The 22,400-nt window shown below is 47.1% G+C and carries 23 protein-coding genes; 17 read left to right on the forward strand and 6 right to left on the reverse strand.

All coding sequences use genetic code 11. From position 1 onward, the window contains the following. Positions 1–117: 117 nt before the first annotated feature. Positions 118–1,569 carry an NAD(P)H-binding protein gene (locus MUN34_RS05570; protein ID WP_247857046.1) on the reverse strand — a complete coding sequence of 484 codons (1,452 nt, stop codon included), beginning with the start codon at positions 1,567–1,569 and terminating at the stop codon, positions 118–120. Positions 1,570–1,768: 199 nt separating this feature from the next. Here MUN34_RS05570 and MUN34_RS05575 point away from each other — a divergent pair, with 199 nt between their 5' ends. The 4 genes from MUN34_RS05575 to MUN34_RS05590 all read left to right on the forward strand — a co-directional run bounded on the left by MUN34_RS05575 (position 1,769) and on the right by MUN34_RS05590 (position 6,651). After that, positions 1,769–2,158 (forward strand): hypothetical protein, encoded by a 390-nt coding sequence (locus MUN34_RS05575; protein ID WP_247857047.1) that lies wholly within the window; start codon positions 1,769–1,771, stop codon positions 2,156–2,158. Positions 2,159–2,415: 257 nt separating this feature from the next. Beyond that, positions 2,416–3,774, forward strand: a complete 1,359-nt coding sequence (locus MUN34_RS05580; RefSeq protein WP_247857048.1) for a phenylacetate--CoA ligase family protein — start codon at positions 2,416–2,418, stop codon at positions 3,772–3,774. A 195-nt stretch (positions 3,775–3,969) separates the two neighbouring features. After that, positions 3,970–5,358, forward strand: coding sequence for a phenylacetate--CoA ligase family protein (locus tag MUN34_RS05585; protein ID WP_247857049.1), 1,389 nt, complete (start codon positions 3,970–3,972; stop codon positions 5,356–5,358). A 477-nt stretch (positions 5,359–5,835) separates the two neighbouring features. Continuing rightward, complete coding sequence (locus tag MUN34_RS05590) at positions 5,836–6,651, forward strand: polymorphic toxin type 44 domain-containing protein (protein WP_247857050.1); 816 nt, start codon at positions 5,836–5,838, stop codon at positions 6,649–6,651. A gap of 305 nt (positions 6,652–6,956) precedes the next feature. Here the strand turns inward: MUN34_RS05590 and MUN34_RS05595 are convergent, their stop codons facing one another. Beyond that, positions 6,957–7,163 (reverse strand): hypothetical protein, encoded by a 207-nt coding sequence (locus tag MUN34_RS05595; RefSeq protein ID WP_247857051.1) that lies wholly within the window; start codon positions 7,161–7,163, stop codon positions 6,957–6,959. 231 nt (positions 7,164–7,394) lie between these two features. Between MUN34_RS05595 and MUN34_RS05600 the strand changes: the two genes are divergently transcribed. Further along, on the forward strand, positions 7,395–8,039 hold the full coding sequence (locus MUN34_RS05600; protein ID WP_247857052.1) for a VOC family protein: 645 nt from the start codon (positions 7,395–7,397) through the stop codon (positions 8,037–8,039). Here MUN34_RS05600 and MUN34_RS05605 read toward each other — a convergent pair. Beyond that, complete coding sequence (locus MUN34_RS05605; protein WP_247857053.1) at positions 8,004–8,927, reverse strand: zinc-dependent alcohol dehydrogenase; 924 nt, start codon at positions 8,925–8,927, stop codon at positions 8,004–8,006. The two genes, MUN34_RS05600 and MUN34_RS05605, sit on opposite strands and share 36 nt — an antisense overlap. A gap of 229 nt (positions 8,928–9,156) precedes the next feature. On the opposite strand from MUN34_RS05605, the gene MUN34_RS05610 reads away from it, so the two are divergent. The 3 genes from MUN34_RS05610 to MUN34_RS05620 all read left to right on the forward strand — a co-directional run bounded on the left by MUN34_RS05610 (position 9,157) and on the right by MUN34_RS05620 (position 10,758). Beyond that, positions 9,157–9,732: a hypothetical protein gene (locus MUN34_RS05610; RefSeq protein ID WP_247857054.1), complete on the forward strand. Its 576-nt coding sequence runs from the start codon at positions 9,157–9,159 to the stop codon at positions 9,730–9,732. Between the two features lie 318 nt (positions 9,733–10,050). Then, positions 10,051–10,248, forward strand: a complete 198-nt coding sequence (locus tag MUN34_RS05615; protein ID WP_247857055.1) for a hypothetical protein — start codon at positions 10,051–10,053, stop codon at positions 10,246–10,248. 114 nt (positions 10,249–10,362) lie between these two features. Continuing rightward, a complete protein-coding gene (locus MUN34_RS05620; RefSeq protein ID WP_247857056.1) occupies positions 10,363–10,758 on the forward strand; it encodes an RDD family protein in 396 nt (131 codons plus the stop codon). A gap of 81 nt (positions 10,759–10,839) precedes the next feature. On the opposite strand, the gene MUN34_RS05625 is transcribed toward MUN34_RS05620, so the two are convergent. Next, on the reverse strand, positions 10,840–11,727 hold the full coding sequence (locus MUN34_RS05625; protein WP_247857057.1) for an aldose epimerase family protein: 888 nt from the start codon (positions 11,725–11,727) through the stop codon (positions 10,840–10,842). A gap of 175 nt (positions 11,728–11,902) precedes the next feature. On the opposite strand from MUN34_RS05625, the gene MUN34_RS05630 reads away from it, so the two are divergent. From MUN34_RS05630 to MUN34_RS05650, 5 genes are all read left to right on the forward strand, one after another. Further along, entirely contained in the window at positions 11,903–12,895 is a 993-nt protein-coding gene (locus tag MUN34_RS05630) for a LacI family DNA-binding transcriptional regulator (protein ID WP_247857058.1), read from the forward strand. Positions 12,896–13,026: 131 nt separating this feature from the next. Beyond that, entirely contained in the window at positions 13,027–14,301 is a 1,275-nt protein-coding gene (gene ganS / locus MUN34_RS05635; protein ID WP_247857059.1) for a galactooligosaccharide ABC transporter substrate-binding protein GanS, read from the forward strand. Between the two features lie 57 nt (positions 14,302–14,358). Further along, positions 14,359–15,615: a galactooligosaccharide ABC transporter permease GanP gene (gene ganP / locus MUN34_RS05640; protein WP_247857060.1), complete on the forward strand. Its 1,257-nt coding sequence runs from the start codon at positions 14,359–14,361 to the stop codon at positions 15,613–15,615. Positions 15,616–15,620: 5 nt separating this feature from the next. Beyond that, complete coding sequence (ganQ, locus tag MUN34_RS05645) at positions 15,621–16,469, forward strand: galactooligosaccharide ABC transporter permease GanQ (protein ID WP_247857061.1); 849 nt, start codon at positions 15,621–15,623, stop codon at positions 16,467–16,469. A gap of 46 nt (positions 16,470–16,515) precedes the next feature. Then, the gene (locus MUN34_RS05650; protein ID WP_282104331.1) at positions 16,516–18,567 is read left to right on the forward strand and encodes a beta-galactosidase; all 2,052 of its coding nucleotides are present in this window, start codon (positions 16,516–16,518) and stop codon (positions 18,565–18,567) included. A gap of 69 nt (positions 18,568–18,636) precedes the next feature. On the opposite strand, the gene MUN34_RS05655 is transcribed toward MUN34_RS05650, so the two are convergent. Beyond that, positions 18,637–19,518 carry a LysR family transcriptional regulator gene (locus MUN34_RS05655; RefSeq protein ID WP_247857062.1) on the reverse strand — a complete coding sequence of 294 codons (882 nt, stop codon included), beginning with the start codon at positions 19,516–19,518 and terminating at the stop codon, positions 18,637–18,639. A gap of 112 nt (positions 19,519–19,630) precedes the next feature. Between MUN34_RS05655 and MUN34_RS05660 the strand changes: the two genes are divergently transcribed. From MUN34_RS05660 to MUN34_RS05675, 4 genes are read left to right on the forward strand one after another with little or no spacing between them, the layout of a single operon-like run. Continuing rightward, a complete protein-coding gene (locus MUN34_RS05660; RefSeq protein WP_247857063.1) occupies positions 19,631–20,368 on the forward strand; it encodes an SDR family oxidoreductase in 738 nt (245 codons plus the stop codon). Between the two features lie 5 nt (positions 20,369–20,373). Beyond that, positions 20,374–20,949, forward strand: a complete 576-nt coding sequence (locus MUN34_RS05665) for a sugar O-acetyltransferase (protein WP_247857064.1) — start codon at positions 20,374–20,376, stop codon at positions 20,947–20,949. Position 20,950: 1 nt separating this feature from the next. Beyond that, a complete protein-coding gene (locus MUN34_RS05670; protein ID WP_247857065.1) occupies positions 20,951–21,421 on the forward strand; it encodes a cyclophilin-like fold protein in 471 nt (156 codons plus the stop codon). Next, positions 21,418–21,828 carry a cupin domain-containing protein gene (locus tag MUN34_RS05675; RefSeq protein WP_247857066.1) on the forward strand — a complete coding sequence of 137 codons (411 nt, stop codon included), beginning with the start codon at positions 21,418–21,420 and terminating at the stop codon, positions 21,826–21,828. The genes MUN34_RS05670 and MUN34_RS05675 overlap by 4 nt, the downstream gene beginning before the upstream one ends. Positions 21,829–21,903: 75 nt before the next feature. Here the strand turns inward: MUN34_RS05675 and MUN34_RS05680 are convergent, their stop codons facing one another. Beyond that, complete coding sequence (locus MUN34_RS05680) at positions 21,904–22,374, reverse strand: NUDIX hydrolase (RefSeq protein ID WP_012370524.1); 471 nt, start codon at positions 22,372–22,374, stop codon at positions 21,904–21,906. Positions 22,375–22,400 lie beyond the last annotated feature (26 nt).

A 22,400-nucleotide genomic window follows, 5' to 3' on the forward strand; every position in this document is an offset into this window, starting at 1 on the left:
GAGTCATATCCGATCAACACGTCGGCAACCGACAATGCATCATGGACATAAAAAAAGATTGAATTCCTGAGAAATAAGGAATTCAATCCGCTGGATGGTAAAGATTTTTCTGAAACATCAGCCGTTCGTCTCAGGGACAATCATTTCCGATTCGTCCGGAGATTGTTCCGTTGTCTGCATCAAGCGAAGAAGATGAAGTTTGAACAGATACATGACGAGTAAATGGATATTGGCTTGTGTTGATTTGTAAATGATCCACGGTAAGGCCGGTACATATTCATGAATGGCGATTAGACATTCCTGGGAACCGGGAATTTGCCGGAATTCGATTCGGCCTTTGCTGTCTTCCTGAACTTGGGCAAACAATCCGCCGGAAATCCGGTACGTCGCTTGCTCAGCATCTTGGAACGGTTCTTTTGTCAATTCGAGTAATGGGGAATCAAGGAACGGCACTTGAATCCGTACGATGGTCTCATTCGCAATGCTTGAAGTCAGGAATGGTTTGGCGAAAGAGGAAAGCCACGATACATAGTTATCGGCTGCCCAGTTGGCATCGCGACCTTCCGGCAAGCGGACGCGCTGAACGGAGCGCACATCAAGCGCTTCCTCTTTTTGAGAAGAACGGCCCGACTGTTTCTTCTGGTCCTTTTCTTCCTGCTCTTCTTTTAACGCCATGCGGACAGATTCCTCAAACGTGATTTTTCCGTCGCTGATGCCGTGGACCATCTTATCTGGATCTGCGACCATCTCATGAACCATACTCTCGACGAGAGGATAAACCGTCTCTTTTGGTTCACCGGAAACTAATGTTACCCAAAGGCGTGATAGTTTGACGGTCATCAAAGGGATGTCAAACGTCGGTTGGTGTTTCCCCATGACTTCTGCTGTTTTTAAGATCATTTCCTTATACGTCATCGATTCCGGACCACCGATATCGATGGCACGGTCTTTCAGGTCCTCACGTCCGACGCTTGCTCCAAGCGCATGAATGACATCCGGCAATGCGACGGGATGTGTCTGATTCCGTGTCCATTCTGGTAACAACATGACAGGGAGTCGTTTGACGAGCTTCGATAAAATCGGGAAGGAAGATCCTTTTGGTCCGACAATCAAAGCGGCACGGATCGTCGTTACCGGTGTTCCATAAGCACCGAGAACACGTTCGACTTCCAAACGGCTTTTTAAGTGACGGGACAAGTCTTCGGTCTCCTCCGGAATGATACCGCTTAAATAGACAATTTGTTGAATACCGTTTTCTTTGGCGGCGCGGGCGTAGTTGTCGACTAAAATCAAATCCATGTCTTCAAATGACCCTTGTGTCAATTTAGCGGACGGCATCATGGAATGGACTAGATAGATGGCGATATCTGCCCCTTTTAATCCGTCGATTGTATCATTTAGTGAAAACAAGTCACACGAGCGCCATTCGACATGGGATTCGTCGTCCTTATCGTCCCCGTTTCGTGACAAGGCGATGACATCATATTTTTTCTTGAGTTCGTTTAAGAGATTGTGTCCGATATATCCAGTTGCACCTGCAAGTGCAAGTCGTTTACGTGTTTGAGTCATGTATTTTCCCCCTCGATTAACGTTACCTGTTGGATTTACCCGAATCAATCCGTTCGTAATCCCTTCAGATGTTTTCATGAGATAACAGGCTTGATGCGTGAAAAACAGGGGAAAAGAAAAAGAGATCAAAATGAGTGAAGACGAGTTATCGATTTCCAGGTACATAATACTTACTTTTTAATTTAAGGAGAGGACGAAGATGAATGCAGTCTGTTTCTTAGATGACCAACACAATAAGCGGTATCAGATGATTTTAAAACGTTTGAGTACACGGAATCGGGCGAAGACTCCGTTTCAGGCGATCCTGTTTTTGGCAACGGGGAATTTACAGTTGATGCAATTGTTCAGTGATTATTTTTTCCCGGAAACGGGTGAGTTTTTTTATCAGGAAATGTTGGCCGAACCAATCAATGACCGGATGATCGACGTGGAGCGTCAGCTTCTGGTGCAACTGTATAACGGTCGTACGACGTTGACTGTGATCGAAATCATCGATCAGTTGAATCCGAAAGAGTTAAAGTTGGTACTCGGAGCTATTCAGATCCGGATGTTTGGAACAGACGAAGAAATTGGTCATCGTCAAACGTGACGGGATTTTGAAAGAAAGGGGCTGAATCAGCCTCTTTTTTATCATTAGGAAAAGCAAAGAAAAAAGAATAAAAGAAAAATCATTAAAAAATGTTTGTGACATAAGCTTATTATCATAAAACGGTATCCGAATAAAAGCTAAGCTTGTTTATTAAGATTTGATTGAAGAGACGGATCACTGGAAATAAGATGTAAGTAACAGGAAATGGACAGTGGTTCAACTGAAATTTCTGACTGAGATGTGAGAGGAGTGGACGTATGCAACTCAAACAATCGATTTACTTTCATTCACCGATTTTTCTTCAAAATATCTTAACGACGATTTATGGGCGCATGCTGTATCAGGAACGATATGGTCCGGTCTATCAGAAACGGTTACAAGAACTAAAGGAAAAAGAACGTTTTCGGACGAATTCGCAAGTGGAACAGTTGAAGCGTCTGAATCAATTTCTACTGTTTTGTCAGACCTACAGTCCGTATTATAAAGAGCTGTTTGAGCAACACCGGATCAGCTTACCACTCCAGACGTTGGACGAATTAAAGCAAATTCCGGTGTTGAGCAAGGAAATCCTCCGGACGCGCAATGCAGACGTTCATGCTAAAATCCGGGCCCCTATCCTTGGAAAAACGGGCGGGACGACGGGAAAGTCGATTCAAGTCCATTACACAAAGGAAGATATGCAAATCCGGATGGCGCATCTCGACTATTTTAAGTGGACACATGGAATCGAACGCGGCATGCGACGCGCCAGCTTCACGGGTCAGACACTGGCTGCAGAATCACAGAAAGCACCGGTATATTGGCGGATGAATAAAGCGATTAATCAGATGTTGTTTACGATCAAAAACATTAACCCTCAAACGGCAACCTTGTACATTGAACAATTGAACCGGTTTAACCCGGAATCAATTGATGGCTTACCTTCAGGCATGATTGAAGTAGCCCGTCATGCAAAAAAATACAATATTCCGTGTACGTTCCGACCAAAGGCAATTTTCCCGACGGCTGAGATGATGACGCCTGCAGAACGCCAATTGATTGAAGAAGTTTTTCATGCGCCGATATTTGATCAGTATGCCTCATCCGAAGGGGCTCCAATCGTTGCGGAATGTCGTTACGGCAAAAAACATCTGCATTATGAAATGGGCATCATCGAGGTCGAAGCAGACGGTCAGATTCTCGTGACAAGTTTTGATACCCACGGGACTCCGCTCGTCCGGTATCGTGTCGGGGATCGAATGACGTTAAGTGAATCGACATGCCAATGTGGCCATGCCGGTCCGGTCATCGCGTCGATTGACGGACGGGGACGAAGTTTCATCCAACTGAAAGACGGTCATCGGATTTTCGAGGGAGAACTGGCCGGGATCGTTCGTGCCTTCCCGAACTGTATCGAGCGGGTCCAGTATATTCAATCGGACAAAGAAGAAGTCGTCATGTTATATGTACCCGACGAACGCTGTTTTAAAGAAGAACATGAAAAAGAACTGTATTTCGTCTTAAAACGTTTGTTTGGCGGACAAATGGAAGTGTTGCTACGAGCAGTACCGGAAATTCCGAAAGAAATCAGTGGAAAAACATTATTAATCAAACAATTGTTGCCGGAAAAGAGTTGACAATTCAAAAAATAAAAAAGAACTGGCAGATTACCCTTCATTTTCAAAAAGGTAATCTGCTTTTTAATTATTTTTCAAAAAAAGCGATACTTTACCAAAGAAGGAGGATCATTAAAATGGAAGTCGAATGCGGTAGATTTTGTCATGTGATTGTCAGAATGAAGACGTAATCTGAATGTATTAGGAAAATACTCAATGAAGGAAGTATCGAGTCGTTGTTCGAAAGGACGTGCGCAGATGGGAATCAAAGAGCAAGTCTATCTGTATTCACCGGTGTTCATGCAAAATCTTCTAACCACCCTGTATGGCTATCGACTTCAACGGGAACGGTATGGACCGGCGTACCAAAGACGATTTCAGGAATTAGCGGACAAATTGGAAAAGCCAATCGATGTGGAACTGGATCAATTGACACGTCTTAATACGTTTTTGCTATTTTGCCAGCAACATAGCGCCTATTACAACACGCTGTTTAAAGACTTGAATCTGCAACTGCCTTTTCAAACGTTAACGGAACTTCGGCAGATCCCGTCACTTGAAAAAGAAACGTTACGGCAACAAATCGAATCGATTCGCACGGATCTCGATGCACCGATTCTAGGGAAAACAGGCGGGACGACAGGGAAATCAATCCAAGTCCGATATACGAAAGAAGACATGCAGGTCCGGATGGCACACCTCGATTTTTTTAAAGCGACCCACGGTGTTAAAAAGGGCATGCGACGAATCAGTTTCACAGCACAGGCGCTCGTTTCGGAACGGCAACAAAAACCCGTCTACTGGCGGATGAATCATGCACTGAATCAAATGCTGTTCACCGTCAAGAAACTTAGTCCTGAAACGATGACAGCTTATTTGCAGGCAATCGACCGGTTTGATCCGGAATCGATTGACGGGTTGCCGTCAGCGATGATTGAGCTGGCCTACCATGCCAAACGAATCGGGATGGAATTGCAGTGCCGGCCGCGCGCCATTTTCCCGACGGCTGAGATGATGACCTCGACGGAACGAAAATTGATTGAAGACGTTTTTCATGCGCCTGTCTTTGATCAATATGCGTCATCGGAAGGAGCTCCGATCGTTTCCGAATGCCGTTTCGGGAATAAACATCTGCATTACGAGATGGGAATCATCGAAATCGAACCGGACGGACAAATCCTTGTGACAAGCTTTGATACTCACGGGACACCGCTCGTCCGGTACCGGGTCGGGGATCGCATGACGAGCAGCGGGAAAACCTGTTCCTGCGGACATGCAGGTCCCGTGATTGATTCGATTGATGGTCGGGGCCGAGGCTATATCGTTAAACAAAATGGTCAAAAGGTTTTTGAAGGTCAGCTGTCGAGTTTGGTCAAAGCGTTACCGAACAGTGTCGAGCGAGTCCAATATATCCAAAACAGTGAACGGGACATCACGTTTTTATATATTCCGGACCGGACCCGCTTTTTATCGGAGCACGAGGAACAATTGTATCGGTTTTTAAAAACCTTACTCGGCGCTGAGATGAACGTCTCGTTACGTGCCGTCGACAACATTCCGCGGGAAGTCAGCGGAAAGACGCTTCTTGTCAAACAGTTGATGTAAATGGAACACGGATCCAAGTGAGGATCCGTGTTTTTTTTGGATATTTTTTATTTACGGTATTTCTATTTTTCATGAAATCATGAGAATGGTAATGCGACTAATGTAATGATTAAAGTGATAATTACAAAAGTGAGATTGATTAGAAGATTAATTGTAAGTCCAATTTTTTGCTTCGCATTCGTTTTGAACATTGCTAATAGAGAAAGTAAAACGAAAAAAGCACTCAAAAAAATTGAAAATAAAACAGGATTTATTGAAAAAGTGTTCAAAAAGAATGAGTGAAAATCTTTGTTAAAGAAAGAATTGTAAATAAACAAAAATACCAAGAATGTTGCTAGATATAAGTTGATAATACGTTTCTTCATTTCTATCCTCCTATGTCAGTTATTAGAAAACAGATGTACTCTTTTTGTAAAAAAGAGTATTTCTATTGATATTATTATCCTATAGCATGTACCAATTAAAGGGGAGTTTAAATTGAAAAAAAATGTTTTAATATCGTCTTTAGCTGTATTAGCTATTACTGTAAGTTCATATTCAAGTGTTAAAGCTGCAGAAATAGAGTCTGCTGAGGAAACGGTAGGTACTTATGGTGTAGTAAATCCAGGGGGAAACGTTACTTCTTCATTTTCATCAATTATGTTGAAAAATGCTGCAAGAGTCTACCAATATAGAATTGAAGATAAAACCGTTCCTGTTGGAACAGGGCGTTTCTTTGCTAAAAAAGTGCAGAGTAGAGGACCATGGGATTACAAGCACGCTTATGGAGCGACTGACAAATACGTTTTCGGTGGTCGCACAATGAAAGGTGAAGATTTAGGAAATATGCATTATGGATATGTAGGAAGATTTGCAGGATTTACTGCTACTCAACTAAAAACTATTGCGGGTGTTGTACAAATATACAGTACAACTTCCAAAGTTAAATGGTACAAATCGTACTTTGACGATCCTAGTGATCAAACAAGTATAATCAGAGGAATCAATTACTATAATAATAAAAACTTACCTACTAAATCTTCTGGCTCCAGCTTACAAGTCCAAGCACTTGCATCTGAGGGGACTGACTTCAATTCATTCAAACGCTTATCACTCAATAATGTTCAAGATAACAATACATCTCTTGAAGAATCTAAGTTTCCAAATGGAATGACCGAAAGTCAATTTTTAGGTCAGTTATCACTAAAGGAAAGAACAAGTATTATAAAAGAAGCTAGGGAAACAGCTGAAGAAATTTTAGAGAATCCAGCTTATGATTCTCAATTAGAGGATCTGGGAATAAAAGATAAGTAATTATCTTAAAAAATAAAATAGCTGAAGAATCACATTCAAGTGATCCTTCAGCTATTTTATCTAGTTTCTAATGCCTACCATAGAAGATAGGCTTTTTTTTATCTACATTTTCAAAATACAGAAAGTCCTCTTTCTCCTTTGAAAATACATCGCTTTTTAAAATGGGTAAATAAGGGATTTAAATGATATAATTTAGACTTCCCATAAGGGATTCGGGGAGGATCTAGCGGAGCACGGTTAAACGGTCAAAGTCGAGCCGGGGCGAACGCGAAAGGGGATCTTCCCCTTTCCCGTTGCATAAATGGTTAATCCAAACTCAGCACGACTTGCTCACTTACTGGAGCAGATGCTTGTTGAGTACGGGACAATACGACATTTATTTTGGTCATGCATTCTGTGCGCAATAATAAATCGACTTGGTTCCCGGTCGTCAGTTGTTCCATCACCCGTCGGATCTCGAATATCTCCCCAGTGATTGCTAATTGATTATCTCCCAGTAGTAATATTTTCATCGTTTGCTAACCTCCCGTTCCCACGACGAGCAGCTGCACATTAACTAATTTATGAGTATTTACCACGGATAATTCACCTAGAAACACAATGTGGGGTGCAACTTTGAATTGCACACCACATTGCACACTTATGACGAAATTCTCTGATTTCACACTAAATTTCACACTAAATATACATCAGAAAACGACGGTATACCACCTCGTATCAACAAAATATAAGGAGAGATACATATGTTATTTCATTATCATCTGTGGACACCGTTGGTGGAGGAAACAGAACGGTTTTATCAACAGCTTGGTTTTCAGGTGACACAACGGATTGGTAAAATTGAGGGAGCATTCACCTCGTTTGATCCTCCGCTCCACTGGGATGATTTCCGTCAGCAACGGATTTTGTTTCGGATCATTGAGATGAAACGCGGAGCGATCAACATTACGTTTGGTCACGGAAAAAAGGTGATGTTTGATCATATCGGATTCCTCGTAACGGAAGCCGACCGACTGCAGATCCTCGACCGGGCGGAAGGTTTAGGATTGACGGTTCAGGCAAACGAACGCCGGACGTTCATTGGAACACCGTTTGGTTTCCGGATTGAATTGCAGACCCATCCGGATGCAGTCCAATCCCAAACAGACGACCAGCTCCTGCAGCTTGGAATCGCGACACCGACACTGGGTCTTGAGCCGTTGTTGTCTCAATTACTTGCTCGACCGGTTCCTGAAATTACGACGTCTGCAGCGGAACGGATGCATGTCAGACAGGCTGTGTTTTCCGGAATACCTGCGCTGCCCGAGCAAGATCCAAACGGTCTCGAAGTCCGGACCGTGAGTCCGCTCACGTCAATCAGCGGACGGATACTTGACGAAGACCTTTAAAGGCGTCGTGTCTGTCAGCAAACGCTCGAAACATCCGACTAAATCTTGGGCTGAGACCGTTTGTTCAAACAACTGCTCGAGGAGCGGAACATGTGGTGCCGTTTTGAAAAACCATACGGCATGTTCTTGGTAATCCCATCCGTCACTCGAACCGACAAGCCGCAATTCCTTCTCGTAAAAGGCGGGCGTCAATGACAATGTCTCGTGATTCCCGTCTGAAAGAATGCAGAGCTGTCCATGGGGAGAAAGCTTTTCCTGTAATAAGGCGAAAGCGTCCTGTCGTGCGGAACATTCCAGTGCATGTGTAAACGTCTCATCAGTGTCTGAGTATGAAGCATGCGCCCCGAGTGACAGCGAAAGCGATGTCCGGATCGGATCAGGATCAGAGACGACAATCCGGTCGACATGATAGTAGTGACGCAGATAGAAAACGGTCAGCAGTCCGATGACACCCATTCCGGTCACTAAAACCGAGTCCGTCGGTTTGGGGGCCAGTTTGCGGACACCTTTCGCAGCGTCGCACGATAAGATGTTCAACAAGGCGAGTTTGGGTGACACACCGTCCGGAACAGGAATGGCTTTGGCTTCCTCGACGAGTGCGATATCCTGATGACCGTAAAAGGCAAGCAGACGGTCGCCGACTTGAAACCGGGTGACCTGATTTCCGACGGCAATGACGGTGGCGTAGCTTTCGTAGCCGGTCTCTTTCGGATAGACAGGAGCCAGATCGGTCGGGTCGTCGCCACGGACTTGCGGCAGTTCAGCCCCGATGCTGATTGCACCGGCAATCGTCCGGACAAGCAGTTCGTGTGCCTGCACTGGAGGAAGATGATGCCTGGTCCAGGTGACAGACCGGGCTGCCGTGACCTGTAAGCGTTCTTGATCCATAAAAACCCCTCTTTTCTGAAAACATAAATCTTCTTTCTGTAGTATAAGGTAAAAAATCCCTTATCTAAATAAAAATATGACAATTTTGTAAGGTGGAAACTGTTCGGACAGGATCAGTTTACGAACAAGTTTGTGTTATTCTGAAAAAAAGACAGAAACAAAAAAGGACGTGACCCCCATCGAACGAATCGAAATGTCAATTCATCGCGGATTAGTGGAGTTAAAAAATTTGGATAAACGGATTCAAAAAGCACAGTCAAAATCGTTTATCGGTGTGCAGAACGGCAGTCAGACGCCGGCGGGATACCCGTCGGTCGTGACATTTGCGGAAGAAGCGCAGGCCAACCTGCAATCGATTCGGGATTTGATGGAGCGGCGGAACCGGATCAAGTCTGCCATCACGGCGTCGAATGCTGTGACGGTCGTCCGTATTAACGGTCGTGAGATGACCGTTGCGGAGGCGATTGACCGGCGGGATGCCGGGCTTGTCTATGAACGGCAATTGTTGCAGACGTTACGGGAGCAACTGCGGCAAGTCGAACAGACCATCGAGACAGAGCGGCAAGATGTCGTACGGCGGGCAGACAGCCACATCGAGGCAACGTACGGTTCCCGGGAAAAAGGGAATGCGGACGAGATGGAAAAATCACGTCGACTGTTCATCGAGCGTCTGGAGCCGAAATTGATTGATCCGTCGAACTTGCGCCAGGTCATCGCTGAACTGGATGAGACAATCGATACCTTTGAAACGGAAGTCGATTTTACATTGTCGGAAAGCAATACCGTAACGAAAATTTTTGCGTAATGACGATTCCCTGTTAGTCTGATATTCCTGCGACCAAACACGCCGGTTTTGTGCGATAACAAAACAATCCGTGCTTCGGCACCTCGCACCGGTTCCATCGAGAACCGGAAGTGAAAGTTCAATGTTCACAGCTCAAGGAACAACGAACAAAGGTGAACGCTCAGAGCATGAAAGCTAAACCTTCAACGAGCAAAGAGTGATCAAATCCACGATTCAACGGGATAAGAGAGGATTTGTTTGCTGCCTCTGGGAGTACCGCGTGGCTGGGCTGACAGGGAACCTACATAAAAAAACGTTGACCGGAGAGGATGGAGAGGTGTGTTGAATCTGTATTTGACTGTACTTGACATGTCGAACCTCGCGCTGGCATCATTTGTCATCGGACTCGTTTTGACCGTGAAGTACGGACGGCTGTTCGTCCGGCGAGATATTCCGGGATCCAGTAAACGAATGGCGGCTGTCCTGTATACGGGCTGTCTATTCGGTTTGAGCAGTATCGTTCTGCTGTATATATGACGAATGAACCTTTTTTGAACGGAGTCATCCGTTTCAAAGAAGGTTTTTTTGGTTGCGGCACGAAGGACATATAAACAGATCTGCCAGTTGAAGTGAAAAAAGGAGGAACTGAAAATGGATGGATTATTAAAACGTCGAATCGCGGCGGGCGTCGTCGATGTACTTGTCCAGGGAATCGTTTCCGGTGTGCTTGAGAAAACAGTATTGAAACGTATCAAGAACAAGGCAGTACATGCCCTGATTACGGAACCGGCCGTTAACTGTTTCATCGAGACGGTCCAGTTGTCGACGGGGAGCGGGCAAACCGTCGGACAACGCCTGTTTCGGATTCAAGTCGTCAGCGAGAACGGACAACCGCTTGCCTTGAAACAGATTGCGAAACGGATTGTGTACCGGGAAACGATTGCTCCGGTTAAAGCCTGGAAAAAACGGAAAGTATATCTGCAAGACGGATCGATCCTGCCGGAGGATGAATTTGCCGGGACCCGGGTCATCCGGAAAATCAACTAGGATCGCCGGTGGACCCGTAAAACAAATCAAACGGAGGAGGATGACAGATGCGCAGTCTGCTGTCCTCCTCTTGTTGTGAAATCAATACGTCGTGCTGAACGAATAAGTCGTCTCGTGAAAATAGGGAATTTGACTGTTTATGAGAGATGACAGAAGGAAAGCGGTTGAATCAAAACAAATACCGGAGAAGGAAGTCTCGGCGTGATGCGCTGCTCCAGAGAAAACAAAGCCGGGTTGGGAAGTTCCGATTGTCATCCAGCGGCCGCTTACTGCTTCGTGAACAGAGATGACCGGTTGTTGATGAAATAAAAAATAGGTGTCGCCAGGAGACCGTGAAAACATCTTGTCTAAAAAGAAACGGTGCAGACGACGACCTAACCGAAAATCAAAGGGGGTTCCTTTCGTCTGTTGCAAGCAGGGATTAATCGACAGCGCCGGTACGGGGTGGATGAAAGCAGAACTGGCAAACTTTAAATCATGTTGTGTAATACTGTCCTTTAAATTACCGCTTAAATTAAAGAAAATAGGAAGCGACAAAGAGAGGCGAAGCGGCTGGTTCGTCGTCGCCGCATAACGGAGAATCAATTGATTGCTGTTAGTCAGCAGATAAAGAATGTCGATTGCGATCACTTGTCCATCGACAGCCATTTCCGCCGACAGACGAAGTCCGGATTCTTGTATTGCCGAGCACTTTTCAGCTGTGAATGAAAGCTCGTGTAATACCAGATCGGTTTCGTAAACGGAACCGGACGACGTATCGTACAGCCGGCCGGATAAACCGGGAGGAATCACAGGAACCGTTGCCAAAGAACAGTCGAATATAATGTCTTCGGAATGACCATTCCGGTCAGGCACCATCAAACGTTCAATGCTTCCTCCTTTGCTTGCAATCTCGACTTCCATTCCCCGATCATTGTTCAAACGATATCGTGTCGACCGGTCTTTTTGTGAATTCATACGGGCCTGCAATGTCTTTCCTCCTCTTTTCTTATGAAATTAAACGCCTTTTAACGGTATAATACAGATACACCAATCAAATCAGTAAAATTATTTCCTTTTAATTTACCATATGTAAAGTATTTAAATCTAAAAATTTACTAAATTTTTTTACTTGAAATAATTCAAAAAAAGAGGAGAATGCAGGATGGCGACGATCAAAGATATTGCAAAGGAAGTGGGCTGTTCGATTTCAACGGTATCGCGGGTCTTGAATAATGACCCGACGTTATCAGTGGGAGACGAGACGAGAGCCCGGATTTTTGAAGTGGCAGAAGAAATCGGATACCGGAAAAAAACACTGAAAACGCTTGTGAAGAACATCGCGTTTTTATATTGGCTGACCGATAACGAAGAGCTCGAAGATGTCTATTTTCAAACGATGCGGGTGGAAGTCGAAAAAAAAGCACGGGAAAACAACATTGAATTGACGACCTACAAACTCGAAGGCGGGATTGAAAAAATCCCGCAGGATATCGACGGGTTCATTGCCGTCGGTTCATTCATGAACCGGGAGCTGGAATATTTGAGAGAATTGACACCGCATGGCGTATTTATCGACTCTACACCGGATCCCGCACATTACGATTCGGTTCGTCCGGATCTTGCGCAAATCACCCGTCAGGCAGTTGAAGTGCTGGTGGAGCAAGGTCACGAAAAGATTGGTTTTATCGGCGGCACGTACCATAACCTCGATACGGACACGGAAGAGATGGATGGACGAGAGCGGGCGTTTCGTCAAACGATGGAAGAACGTGACTTGTTGCGGGAAGACTTCATCTTTTGCCGGCGGGGATTTTCGGTCGACAACGGGTATTACTTAATGAATCAAGCGGTCGAACAACTCGGGGAAGAGTTGCCGACAGCGTTTTATGTAGCGGCGGATCCGATTGCGGTCGGTTGTTTACAAGTTTTGAATGAGCAGCAGATTGAGATTCCGAAACGGGTCAGTCTGATTAGTGTCAATGATACAAGTATTTCGAAATATGTGTCGCCGCCTCTGACGACGTTCCATATTGACCTCGAGGAGATTTGTCAAAATGCGATTCAACTTTTACTGGAACGTGTGTTAAAGAAACGAAACATTGTCAAGACGGTCTATATCGGCGCGAAATTGATTACTCGTAAAAGCACTTTGTAAATAAATTTAGTAAAATATTTTACTAAATTTATTTACAAAGTTTTCTTGTGGTGCTATATTTTGATTATTAAAGCGCTTACAAAAAAGTGTTTTAATCTTTTCAGAATATGACTCACAGGAGGAAAAAGAAGATGAAGAAAACCCTTACATATATGACTGTCCTGAGTAGTCTGGCATTGACGGCCTCGCTCGCGGCGTGTGGTCCCGGGGAAGAAGCACAGGGAAACAAGGAACAATCATCAAACAAAGAAGCGAAGCTGATCGTCTGGGAAGACATTGAAAAAGGCGAAGGAATCAAAGACATCGTTTCAAAATTCGAACGGGACAATGATGTGGACGTAAAGGTCATCGAAAAACCGTACGCCAAGCAAATCGAGGATTTACGACTAGATGGTCCGGCCGGTACGGGTCCTGATTTGTTGACGATGCCGGGGGATCAGATCGGCACGGCGGTAACGGAAGGAATCATTAAAGAGATAGATGTCCCGAAAGAGGTCCAGTCGATTTATACCGATGTCGCCCTTGATTCGCAAAAAGTGAAAGGAAAACTCTACGGTGTCCCGAAAGCAGTGGAAACAACGGTTTTATACTACAACAAAAAACTGGTCTCAGAAGAGGAGTTACCGAAAACACTGGAAGAGTGGTACACCTTATCGAAAAAAACGACAACCGGACAATCGTTCGGATTCCTCGCTTTATTTGATCAAATCTATTACGCCCAAAGTGTCTTAAGTGGATATGGCGGTTATATTTTCAAGCAAGATGATGAAGGGAAATACCAGACAAAAGAAGTCGGACTTGCGAATACCGGAGCCATCGAAGGCGCGTCCTATATTCAAAAGTTCTATAAGGAAAAATTATTCCCGGCAGGCATCATCGGTGAGCAGGGCATCAACGTTCTTGAGTCCTTATTTACGGAAGGGAAGGCAGCCGCCATCATCTCCGGTCCCTGGAATGTCGAGCCCTTTACGAAAGCAGGCATTGATTTCGGCATCACGAAACTGCCGGAACTAGAAAACGGAAAAAACATGAGTTCCTTCATCGGTGTCAAAAGTTATAATGTCAGCGCTTACTCAAAGCAATCGGAAATGGCGAACAAGCTGGCGCTTTACCTGACGAATGCGGAAAACTCAAAAAAACGTTTTGAAATCACAAAAGAAGTCCCGGCCGTCAGTGCGTTGGCTCAGGATCCGGCCGTAACGAAAAGTCCGGCCGCACAGGCAGTAGCCGAACAATCGAAATTTTCCGAGTTGACACCTAACATCCCTGAAATGAATGAAGTCTGGAAGCCGGTCGATGCCGCCCTTCAAACGATTGCGACCGGGAAAGCGGAACCGGCAGCCGCGATGAAGCAGGCCGTCAAGACGATCGACGGGCAAATCGAAGCGAAACACGGAGCGAAGTAAGAACGCTTCATGTGATACGACCAGACAGTCGGAGATTCTAGTAAAGAGGTGAAGGACGTGCAACACCGGAAAATTGGATTGATGTTATCGATCATTCCAGGACTTGGCCAATTGTATCACCGGCAATGGATGAAAGGCGGACTCCTGCTTGTAGTCAGCATTGCTTTTTGGATTTCGTTTGCCGATTTACTCAATATGGGATTATGGGGAATCGTGACACTTGGAACGGAAGTCCCTCGCGACAACTCGATTTTTCTGTTAGCGCAAGGCATCATTGCCATCATCGTCTTGTTATTCGGAACGGGAGTCTATGTGTTTAATTTACGGGACGCCTATCGTAATGGACAAAAGCGGGATCAAGGCATGCGACCGGATTCACTGTTATCGGATTACCGGAACTTGATCGATCAGGGGTATCCCTATCTGGTCAGTGGTCCGTCCCTGTTTCTGCTGATTTTTGCCGTAATCTTTCCGATTTTATTCAGTTTTGCCTTGGCGTTCACGAATTACGACTTGTATCATTCCCCGCCTGCCAAACTGGCGGACTGGGTCGGATTTTCTACTTTTGCTCAAATCTTCACAGTTGATATTTGGCGATCGACGTTCTTTGATGTGTTGTCCTGGACCGTTATCTGGACCTTGGTCGCCTCGACGTTACAAGTGTCGCTCGGTATCTGGATGGCAGTCCTCGTCAACCAAAAAGAGGTCCGGTTCAAACGGGTCATCCGGACGATTTTTGTCCTACCGTGGGCGGTACCGGGATTTGTGACGATTCTTGTTTTTGCCGGTCTCTTTAATGACAGTTTTGGTGCCGTCAACATGGATATCCTGTCTCTGTTCGGAATCGATCCCGTCCCGTGGCTGACCGATGAAAAATGGACACGGGTCGCGCTCGTCTTTATGCAGGGATGGCTCGGGTTCCCGTATGTCTTTTTAGTGACGACGGGTGTCCTGCAATCGATTCCGGAAGATTTATATGAAGCGGCAACGATTGACGGTGCCTCGATTTTCGCAAAGTTCCGGCACATCACGATGCCGATGGTGCTGATTGCGATGTCGCCGATCATCATCACCCAGTTTACGTTTAACTTCAATAACTTTAATATCATCTATCTCTTTAACGGCGGCGGACCGTCCGTACCGGGTTCCAATGCCGGTGGAACGGACATCCTCGTCTCCTGGATTTATAAATTGACGATGCAGTCCGGTCAATACGCGTTAGCGGCCGCGTTAACGATCTTACTGTCGATTTTTGTCATCGGCATTGCCTTATGGCAGTTCAGACGAACGAATGCGTTTAAGGAAGGAGCGTGATTGAGATGGCCACTGGAAACAAGACACGGACGGTTCGCCTGACGCTGACCTATTTGATTCTGCTGTTCGTTGCGACCTGTATCATCTATCCGCTCCTGTGGACGATTGGGGCGAGTTTTAATCCGGGCAACAGTTTGGTCAGTACATCGATCATCCCGAAAAATCCGACACTGGATCATTACCGGGAATTATTTGCCGGAAAAGAAAGTCTGCAATACAGTCAATGGTATATGAACTCGTTAAAAATCAGTCTCTTTACGATGCTCGGGACGGTCGTCAGCGTCTCCTTTACGGCCTATGCCTTTTCGCGCTTCCGTTTTAAAGGACGTCAGCAGGCCTTGACCTTGTTTTTGCTGTTACAGATGATTCCGCAGTTTTCCGCATTGATTGCCCTGTTCGTTTTGGCTCAGATGCTCGGTATGATGAACAGTCACTGGCTGCTGATTCTGTTGTATATCGGCGGTCAGATTCCGATGAATACCTACTTGATGAAAGGATATATGGATTCAATTCCGGTCGATCTCGATGAGAGTGCCAAACTTGACGGAGCGGGTCACACGCGGATTTTCATCCAAATTATTTTACCGCTCTGTCGTCCGATGCTTGCCGTGGTCGCGATGAACGGATTTACGGGACCGCTCGGGGATTTCGTACTCGCTTCGACGATTTTACGGACGCAGGAAGCGTATACGTTGCCGATTGGTCTGTTTAATCTCGTCAATGAAGCAATGGGCGCAAGCTATACGACGTTTGCCGCCGGAGCGATTTTGATCAGCATCCCGGTCGCAGTTCTGTTTGTCCTGCTGCAAAAACATTTTGTGTCCGGGCTAACGGCCGGGGGAACAAAAGGGTAAGAGAGAAAGAGATACGAAATAGAGGATTAAGGGAGAGGCTTAAAAAATGAGACGAACGATTTATACGACGAAAGCCAGACATCTGTTGCACGGCGGGGACTACAATCCGGATCAATGGCTCGACGTACCGGACGTCCTGCAGGAAGATTTACGGTTGATGCGTCTTGCGCATACGAATACGTATTCCATCGGCATCTTTGCCTGGAGTGCGCTCGAGCCGACCGAAAATCAGTTCACGTTCGAGTGGCTCGACCGGATCATCGACGATATTCATGCGAACGGCGGACAGGTCATCCTGGCGACACCGAGCGGGGCACGTCCGGCCTGGTTATCGCAAGCGTACCCGGAAGTGCTGCGTGTCGACGAATGCCGTGTCAGACAGCTTCATGGCGGGCGTCATAACCACTGTCTGACGTCACCGGTGTACCGTGAAAAAACACAACGGATCAATCGCTTGTTGGCCGAACGGTACGGGAATCATCCAGCGCTATTGATGTGGCATGTTTCGAATGAATACGGCGGCGACTGCCATTGTTCGCTCTGTCAGGAAGCTTTTCGTGACTGGCTGAAAGTGAAGTATGAGACGCTCGATGCGCTGAATGCTTGCTGGTGGAGTGCCTTTTGGAGTCATACGTTTGACGATTGGTCGCAAATCGAATCGCCGTCACCGATCGGCGAAAGCATGGTCCATGGTCTGAATCTGGACTGGAAACGGTTTGTGACCGATCAGACGATTTCGTTTTTTGAACAAGAAAGTGTCCCCCTGCGCGAATTGACACCGGATCTTCCGGTCACCACCAATTTCATGGCGGATACCGAAGATCTGATTCCGTTCCAGGCCCTTGACTACAGTCGATTCGCGAAGAATGTCGATGTCGTTAGTTGGGATGCCTATCCGACCTGGCACAATGACTGGGAAACAACAGCCAATTTAGCGATGAAGGTCGGGTTCATCAATGACTTGTTCCGGAGTTTGAAGCAGCAATCGTTTCTCTTGATGGAATCGACGCCGAGTGCCGTCAATTGGCATCCCGTCAACAAAGCCAAACGCCCGGGCATGCACCTGTTGTCCTCGATGCAAATGATTGCCCATGGTTCCGACAGCGTGCTGTACTTCCAGTGGCGGAAATCCCGCGGCTCGTCAGAAAAGTTCCACGGGGCGGTCGTCGACCATGACCGGTCGGAAGAGAACCGGGTGTTTCAGGAAGTCGCCCAAGTCGGACGAACCCTCGAGCAACTCGGCGCCGTCGTCGGTACGACGCGTCCGGCAGAGGTCGGGATTCTTTACGACTGGGAAAATAACTGGGCGTTAAATGATGCGCAAGGGTTCGCAAACGATACGAAACAGTATCCGCAAACGCTGCAGGAGCACTACCGTTTCTTTTACGAACAGGATATCCCGGTCGATGTCATCACGAAAGAACAGCCATTTGATGCTTACAAACTGTTGATCGTGCCGATGCTGTATCTGGTCAGTGCGGCGACCTTGGAACGGCTACAACGATTTGTCGAGCATGGGGGAACGTTGGTCACGACATACATGACCGGTCTCGTCGATGAACATGATTTGGCGTATGCCGGATGGCCGGATGAACTGAAGACGATCTTTGGCCTGACACCGGCAGAGACGGACACGCTGTATCCGAGCGATCGCAATCACGTGATGTTTAACGGGAAACAGTATGAACTGCAGGATTATGCGACGGTCATCCAGGTCGATTCAGCAAAAGTCGTTGGTACCTATACGGATGACTTTTATCAACAGACACCGGCCGTGACCAAAAATCAGTATGGACAAGGTGTCGCCTGGTATATCGGCGGACGACTCGAGGCAACGTTTCAACGTGACATGTATGCGATGTTAACGGATCGGTTAAACATCAAGGCACCTTTCGACACGACGCATACGGCAGAAGTATCGATTCAAGTGCGACGTGGACAGGAGGCGGACTACGGGTTCATCCTGAATTTTTCCGAAGTCGAGCAAACGATTGAACTGTTCGAGCCGTTGCTTGAGTCTGCAACACAAACGGAAATCAGCGGTCAGCTGATGCTTAAACCGTATGAAGTCAAGATCGTTGAACGGAAGAAAACATGAATGCAATTCAAAACGGCTTTTCAGACAGAGATATGTTCTGTCCGAAAAGTCGTTTTTTGGATGTGTCCGTTAAAAGGTTGTGTCCTCTTGCGGACGGCTCATCCATTCGAGCAGTGTTTTAGCCGGACGTGACAGGACTGCTTGTTTTTTCCAAATCAAGTAGGTGTTGGCAGTGAGCGCCGGCGCAAGCGGAACGAAAATGAGTTCACTTCCACTTGTGTTGATGATGCGGTCGAGACACACGGCATGACCGATTCCTTCCTTGACGAGGAGCGAAGCATTAAACAGCAGGTTGTAGGTTCCGACGATATGGACCGTGTCCCAGTCCAAACCGGTCCGTTCGGCAAACGTCCGGTTTCCTTGGAGTTGTTCCGAAACGATTAACGGAAGGTCTCGCAAGTCGTCTGCCATTACCGTCGCCTGTTGACCAAGCGGATGATCGCGCCGTGTCAAAATGCCCCATTGATCCGTTTGATCAAGTTTCAGGTGATGATAAGCGTTGACATCAAACGGCTCAATGACCAGTCCGAAATCAAGAATCCCTTTATCGAGCTTATCGAGGATATCTTGACCGTTCCCGCTGTGAATCCGAATCGTGACGTCCGGATGCCGCAACTGCATCTGTTTGAACGACCGGATGACCGGTAACAGGCTTTCCGTCTCGCCGCCACCGATGTAAAGTTCACCACGCAATGTTTCCTGTGTCGCGAGGTTCGTGACGATTTTATCTGCCAGCGTCACAAGTTCACGCGCCCGTTCCGCCAGATAATATCCGCTTTCTGTCAGGACGATGCCTCCTGGTGTCCGGTCGAACAACGGACCGGTTTCGTCTTCCAACCGTTGCAACTGACGGGACAGAGCGGGCTGTGAAATCCGAAGAATCCGTGCCGCCCGGGTGATGTTTTTTTCCTCGACGACTGCTAAAAAGTATCTTAATTGTTGAATTTCCATGGGGTCCTCCTATGCGTTTTGGTTATGGTATATGATTTTATATTAGCATTAGACATGAAGTGTGAATACTCGTAACCTTGTAGACAAGCAACAACTAAGAGGAGGAATACAAATGAACACACCACTAGATAAAGTCATTGTCATCATGGGCGCGTCAAGCGGGATCGGCGAAGCGACTGCACGTCTGCTCGCAGCACGCGGAGCCAAATTAATGCTCGCCGCCCGGCGGCTCGAGCGGTTAGAAGCCATTCGGAAAGCGTATCCCGAGGCGGATATTCAAATCAAACAGGCGGACGTCACTGAGTTTGATCAAGTTGAAGCTGTCGTACAGGAAGCAAAAGCAGTCTACGGCCGGATTGATGTTCTCTTCAACAACGCCGGTATCATGCCGACTGCTCCACTTGCGGCTGGACACCGGGAGGACTGGAAAAACATGCTCGACATCAACGTGATGGGCGTCTTGAACGGAATTGCCGCGACACTGCCGATCATGGAACAGCAACAGGCCGGGCATATCATTGCGACAGATTCGGTCGCGGGACATGTCGTTTATCCGGAATCAGCGGTGTATTGCGGAACGAAGTTTGCCGTCCGGGCGATTATGGAGGGATTACGTCAGGAGCAACGCGAAAATAATGTCAAATCGACGATTATTTCACCGGGTGCCGTCCAAACGGAACTGTATACGACGATCAGAGATCAGGCAACAGGCGAGTCGCTCCGGCAAGCGCAACAAGAGTGGGGATTGACGAGCGAAGATGTCGCCCAAGCCGTGCTATATGCCATTGATACACCGGACCGTGTCTCGATCAGTAACTTAATCATCCGGCCGACACAACAACAAGTGTGATGCTGATGGAATCATCATCACTTTTTCAACAGATTCAAAATCGACTGATTGAGGCGGACGATCCCCTACTCGAGCAGATTCATGCCGTACAGCGGGACGGAGAGCGGCTGCTCCACCGGTTGAATCAGCAGTTGTTGTCACCAATGGAGTTTCGCGAGACGCTGGGTGAACTGATTGGTCAGCCCGTTGATGAGAGTGTGGTCGTCTTACCCCCGTTTTATACAGACTTCGGGCGACATATCTCACTCGGGAAAGACATCTTCATCAATCGTGGAGTCATGTTGACGGATCTCGGTTCAATTCAAATCGATGATCACGTGCTGATCGGTCCGTTTGCGAAGCTGTTGACCGTCAATCATCCCGTCAGTCCGTCCAAGCGACGGGGACTGTCCGTCAAACCGATTCATCTGAAACGAAATGCCTGGGTTGGAGCGGGGGCAACGATCCTGCCAGGTGTCACGATCGGCGAAAATGCAATCGTTGCGGCGGACGCGACCGTGACGAAAGATGTGCCGGACTTGGCGATTGTCGCCGGAACCCCGGCGCGGATCATCCGTTATATCGATGAATCGGAGGACTGATATGAAGCGTCGAGTCGGGGCTGTCATCGTTCTCCTTTCGCTTGGACTGGCAGGTTGCGGTCCGGCGGTTCCGGTTTCGACCGAAGTCACACAAGAAATCAAGGAGAGTGCTATCATGAACATCACGATCAACGGTCAGGTTGCTTCCGTTCAACTGGAAGATAACGCGACGACAAAAGCAATACTTGCAGAAATGCCGTTTACAATTCAGATGGATGATTTACATCAGAATGAGAAATACTATTATTTCGACAAGTCGTTTCCGGCGAATCCCCAACCGATTCAGACGATTGAAGCCGGAGACGTGTTGCTGTATCAAAATAACTGTCTGGTGATCTTTTACCAAGCGGCTGAACCGGTTGTTCCGTATACACGGATTGGAAAAATCCATCATTTTCAGGATGTCCGGGCGTCGTTCGGAAACGATTCCGTTTCCGTGCAGTGGTATGAAGGAGAGGGAGGACAATTATGACAAAATCGAAGACAACTTTAGAACATCCTTTTGAGCGGGGAGAAAAAAATGAAGCCTTTGCGGCGTATTTCACGGGACAAAGTTACCTGAAACCGTTAGTCGATGATCCAACGCTCGAAATTTCGGTCGGTCAGGTGACATTCGAACCGGGCTGTCGCAACCATTGGCACATTCATCGAGGAGGATACCAAATCTTACTCGTGACAGACGGAGAAGGGTGGTATCAAGAGATGGGGAAGCCGGCCCGTCTGTTGCGAAGCGGCGATACGGTCGTCACCCATGACGGCGTCAAACATTGGCACGGGGCGACGTCAGACAGCTGGTTTTCGCACCTCACCATCACGGCAGGGACTCCGGACTGGCTGGAGCCGGTTTCGGAACGGGAATATGACTTGCTGAAGACATGAATTAAAAACGAGATCTACCTTCAGTCCGTCATCTGGACCAGAGCGTAGATCTCGTTGTCGTTTGAAGTGAAAAAATTAAAATGAACTTCCGAGTGTCCAAAAGGAATCACCCAGTTGCTGCATCAGTTCGTTGGCCCGGCTTTCAATACTTTCCGGTATCGTCGCTTGACTAAAGTAGGCCAGGTCAAGACTTTCCCCGTCAAGCATCGCCAGCGTCCCCGTGACGTTTTGGGCATGATAGAGATGAATGACACCGTGCACTTCATCGCCGTTCGGGTACTGGTAGTAAAAGCGAGGACCAGAGAAGACACCGATCAGTTCCAGTTGGTTTGTATGTAATCCAGTCTCTTCCTGCAGTTCACGGATGGCGACTTCTTCGAGCGTTTCGCCGAGTTCCATCGATCCGCCAGGTAGTCCCCAGTCGAGCGTATCGGACCGGTGTTGGAACAAAACTTCCTGCTGGTCATTTGTCACAAGGACGGTAGCGCCGACACTGATGATCGGACGACTGCCGATGAGTTGCCGTAATTCTGAGATGTATCCCATTTAAATCAATCCTTTCTTTTTCATCG

Origin of the sequence: Exiguobacterium sp. 17-1 (assembly GCF_023096305.1) — a bacterium.
GTDB classification, from domain to species: Bacteria; Bacillota; Bacilli; order Exiguobacteriales; family Exiguobacteriaceae; genus Exiguobacterium_A; species Exiguobacterium_A sibiricum_A.

Excerpts from the sequence above, each read along its gene's own strand:
- MUN34_RS05570 (WP_247857046.1), bottom strand. The coding sequence starts at position 1,569 with ATGACTCAAACACGTAAACGACTTGCACTTGCAGGTGCAACTGGATAT.
- MUN34_RS05575 (WP_247857047.1), top strand. The coding sequence starts at position 1,769 with ATGAATGCAGTCTGTTTCTTAGATGACCAACACAATAAGCGGTATCAG.
- MUN34_RS05580 (WP_247857048.1), top strand. The coding sequence starts at position 2,416 with ATGCAACTCAAACAATCGATTTACTTTCATTCACCGATTTTTCTTCAA.
- MUN34_RS05585 (WP_247857049.1), top strand. The coding sequence starts at position 3,970 with ATGAAGGAAGTATCGAGTCGTTGTTCGAAAGGACGTGCGCAGATGGGA.
- MUN34_RS05595 (WP_247857051.1), bottom strand. The coding sequence starts at position 7,163 with ATGAAAATATTACTACTGGGAGATAATCAATTAGCAATCACTGGGGAG.
- MUN34_RS05600 (WP_247857052.1), top strand. The coding sequence starts at position 7,395 with ATGTTATTTCATTATCATCTGTGGACACCGTTGGTGGAGGAAACAGAA.
- MUN34_RS05605 (WP_247857053.1), bottom strand. The coding sequence starts at position 8,927 with ATGGATCAAGAACGCTTACAGGTCACGGCAGCCCGGTCTGTCACCTGG.
- MUN34_RS05620 (WP_247857056.1), top strand. The coding sequence starts at position 10,363 with ATGGATGGATTATTAAAACGTCGAATCGCGGCGGGCGTCGTCGATGTA.
- MUN34_RS05630 (WP_247857058.1), top strand. The coding sequence starts at position 11,903 with ATGGCGACGATCAAAGATATTGCAAAGGAAGTGGGCTGTTCGATTTCA.
- ganS (WP_247857059.1), top strand. The coding sequence starts at position 13,027 with ATGAAGAAAACCCTTACATATATGACTGTCCTGAGTAGTCTGGCATTG.
- ganQ (WP_247857061.1), top strand. The coding sequence starts at position 15,621 with ATGGCCACTGGAAACAAGACACGGACGGTTCGCCTGACGCTGACCTAT.
- MUN34_RS05650 (WP_282104331.1), top strand. The coding sequence starts at position 16,516 with ATGAGACGAACGATTTATACGACGAAAGCCAGACATCTGTTGCACGGC.
- MUN34_RS05655 (WP_247857062.1), bottom strand. The coding sequence starts at position 19,518 with ATGGAAATTCAACAATTAAGATACTTTTTAGCAGTCGTCGAGGAAAAA.
- MUN34_RS05660 (WP_247857063.1), top strand. The coding sequence starts at position 19,631 with ATGAACACACCACTAGATAAAGTCATTGTCATCATGGGCGCGTCAAGC.
- MUN34_RS05665 (WP_247857064.1), top strand. The coding sequence starts at position 20,374 with ATGGAATCATCATCACTTTTTCAACAGATTCAAAATCGACTGATTGAG.
- MUN34_RS05670 (WP_247857065.1), top strand. The coding sequence starts at position 20,951 with ATGAAGCGTCGAGTCGGGGCTGTCATCGTTCTCCTTTCGCTTGGACTG.
- MUN34_RS05675 (WP_247857066.1), top strand. The coding sequence starts at position 21,418 with ATGACAAAATCGAAGACAACTTTAGAACATCCTTTTGAGCGGGGAGAA.
- MUN34_RS05680 (WP_012370524.1), bottom strand. The coding sequence starts at position 22,374 with ATGGGATACATCTCAGAATTACGGCAACTCATCGGCAGTCGTCCGATC.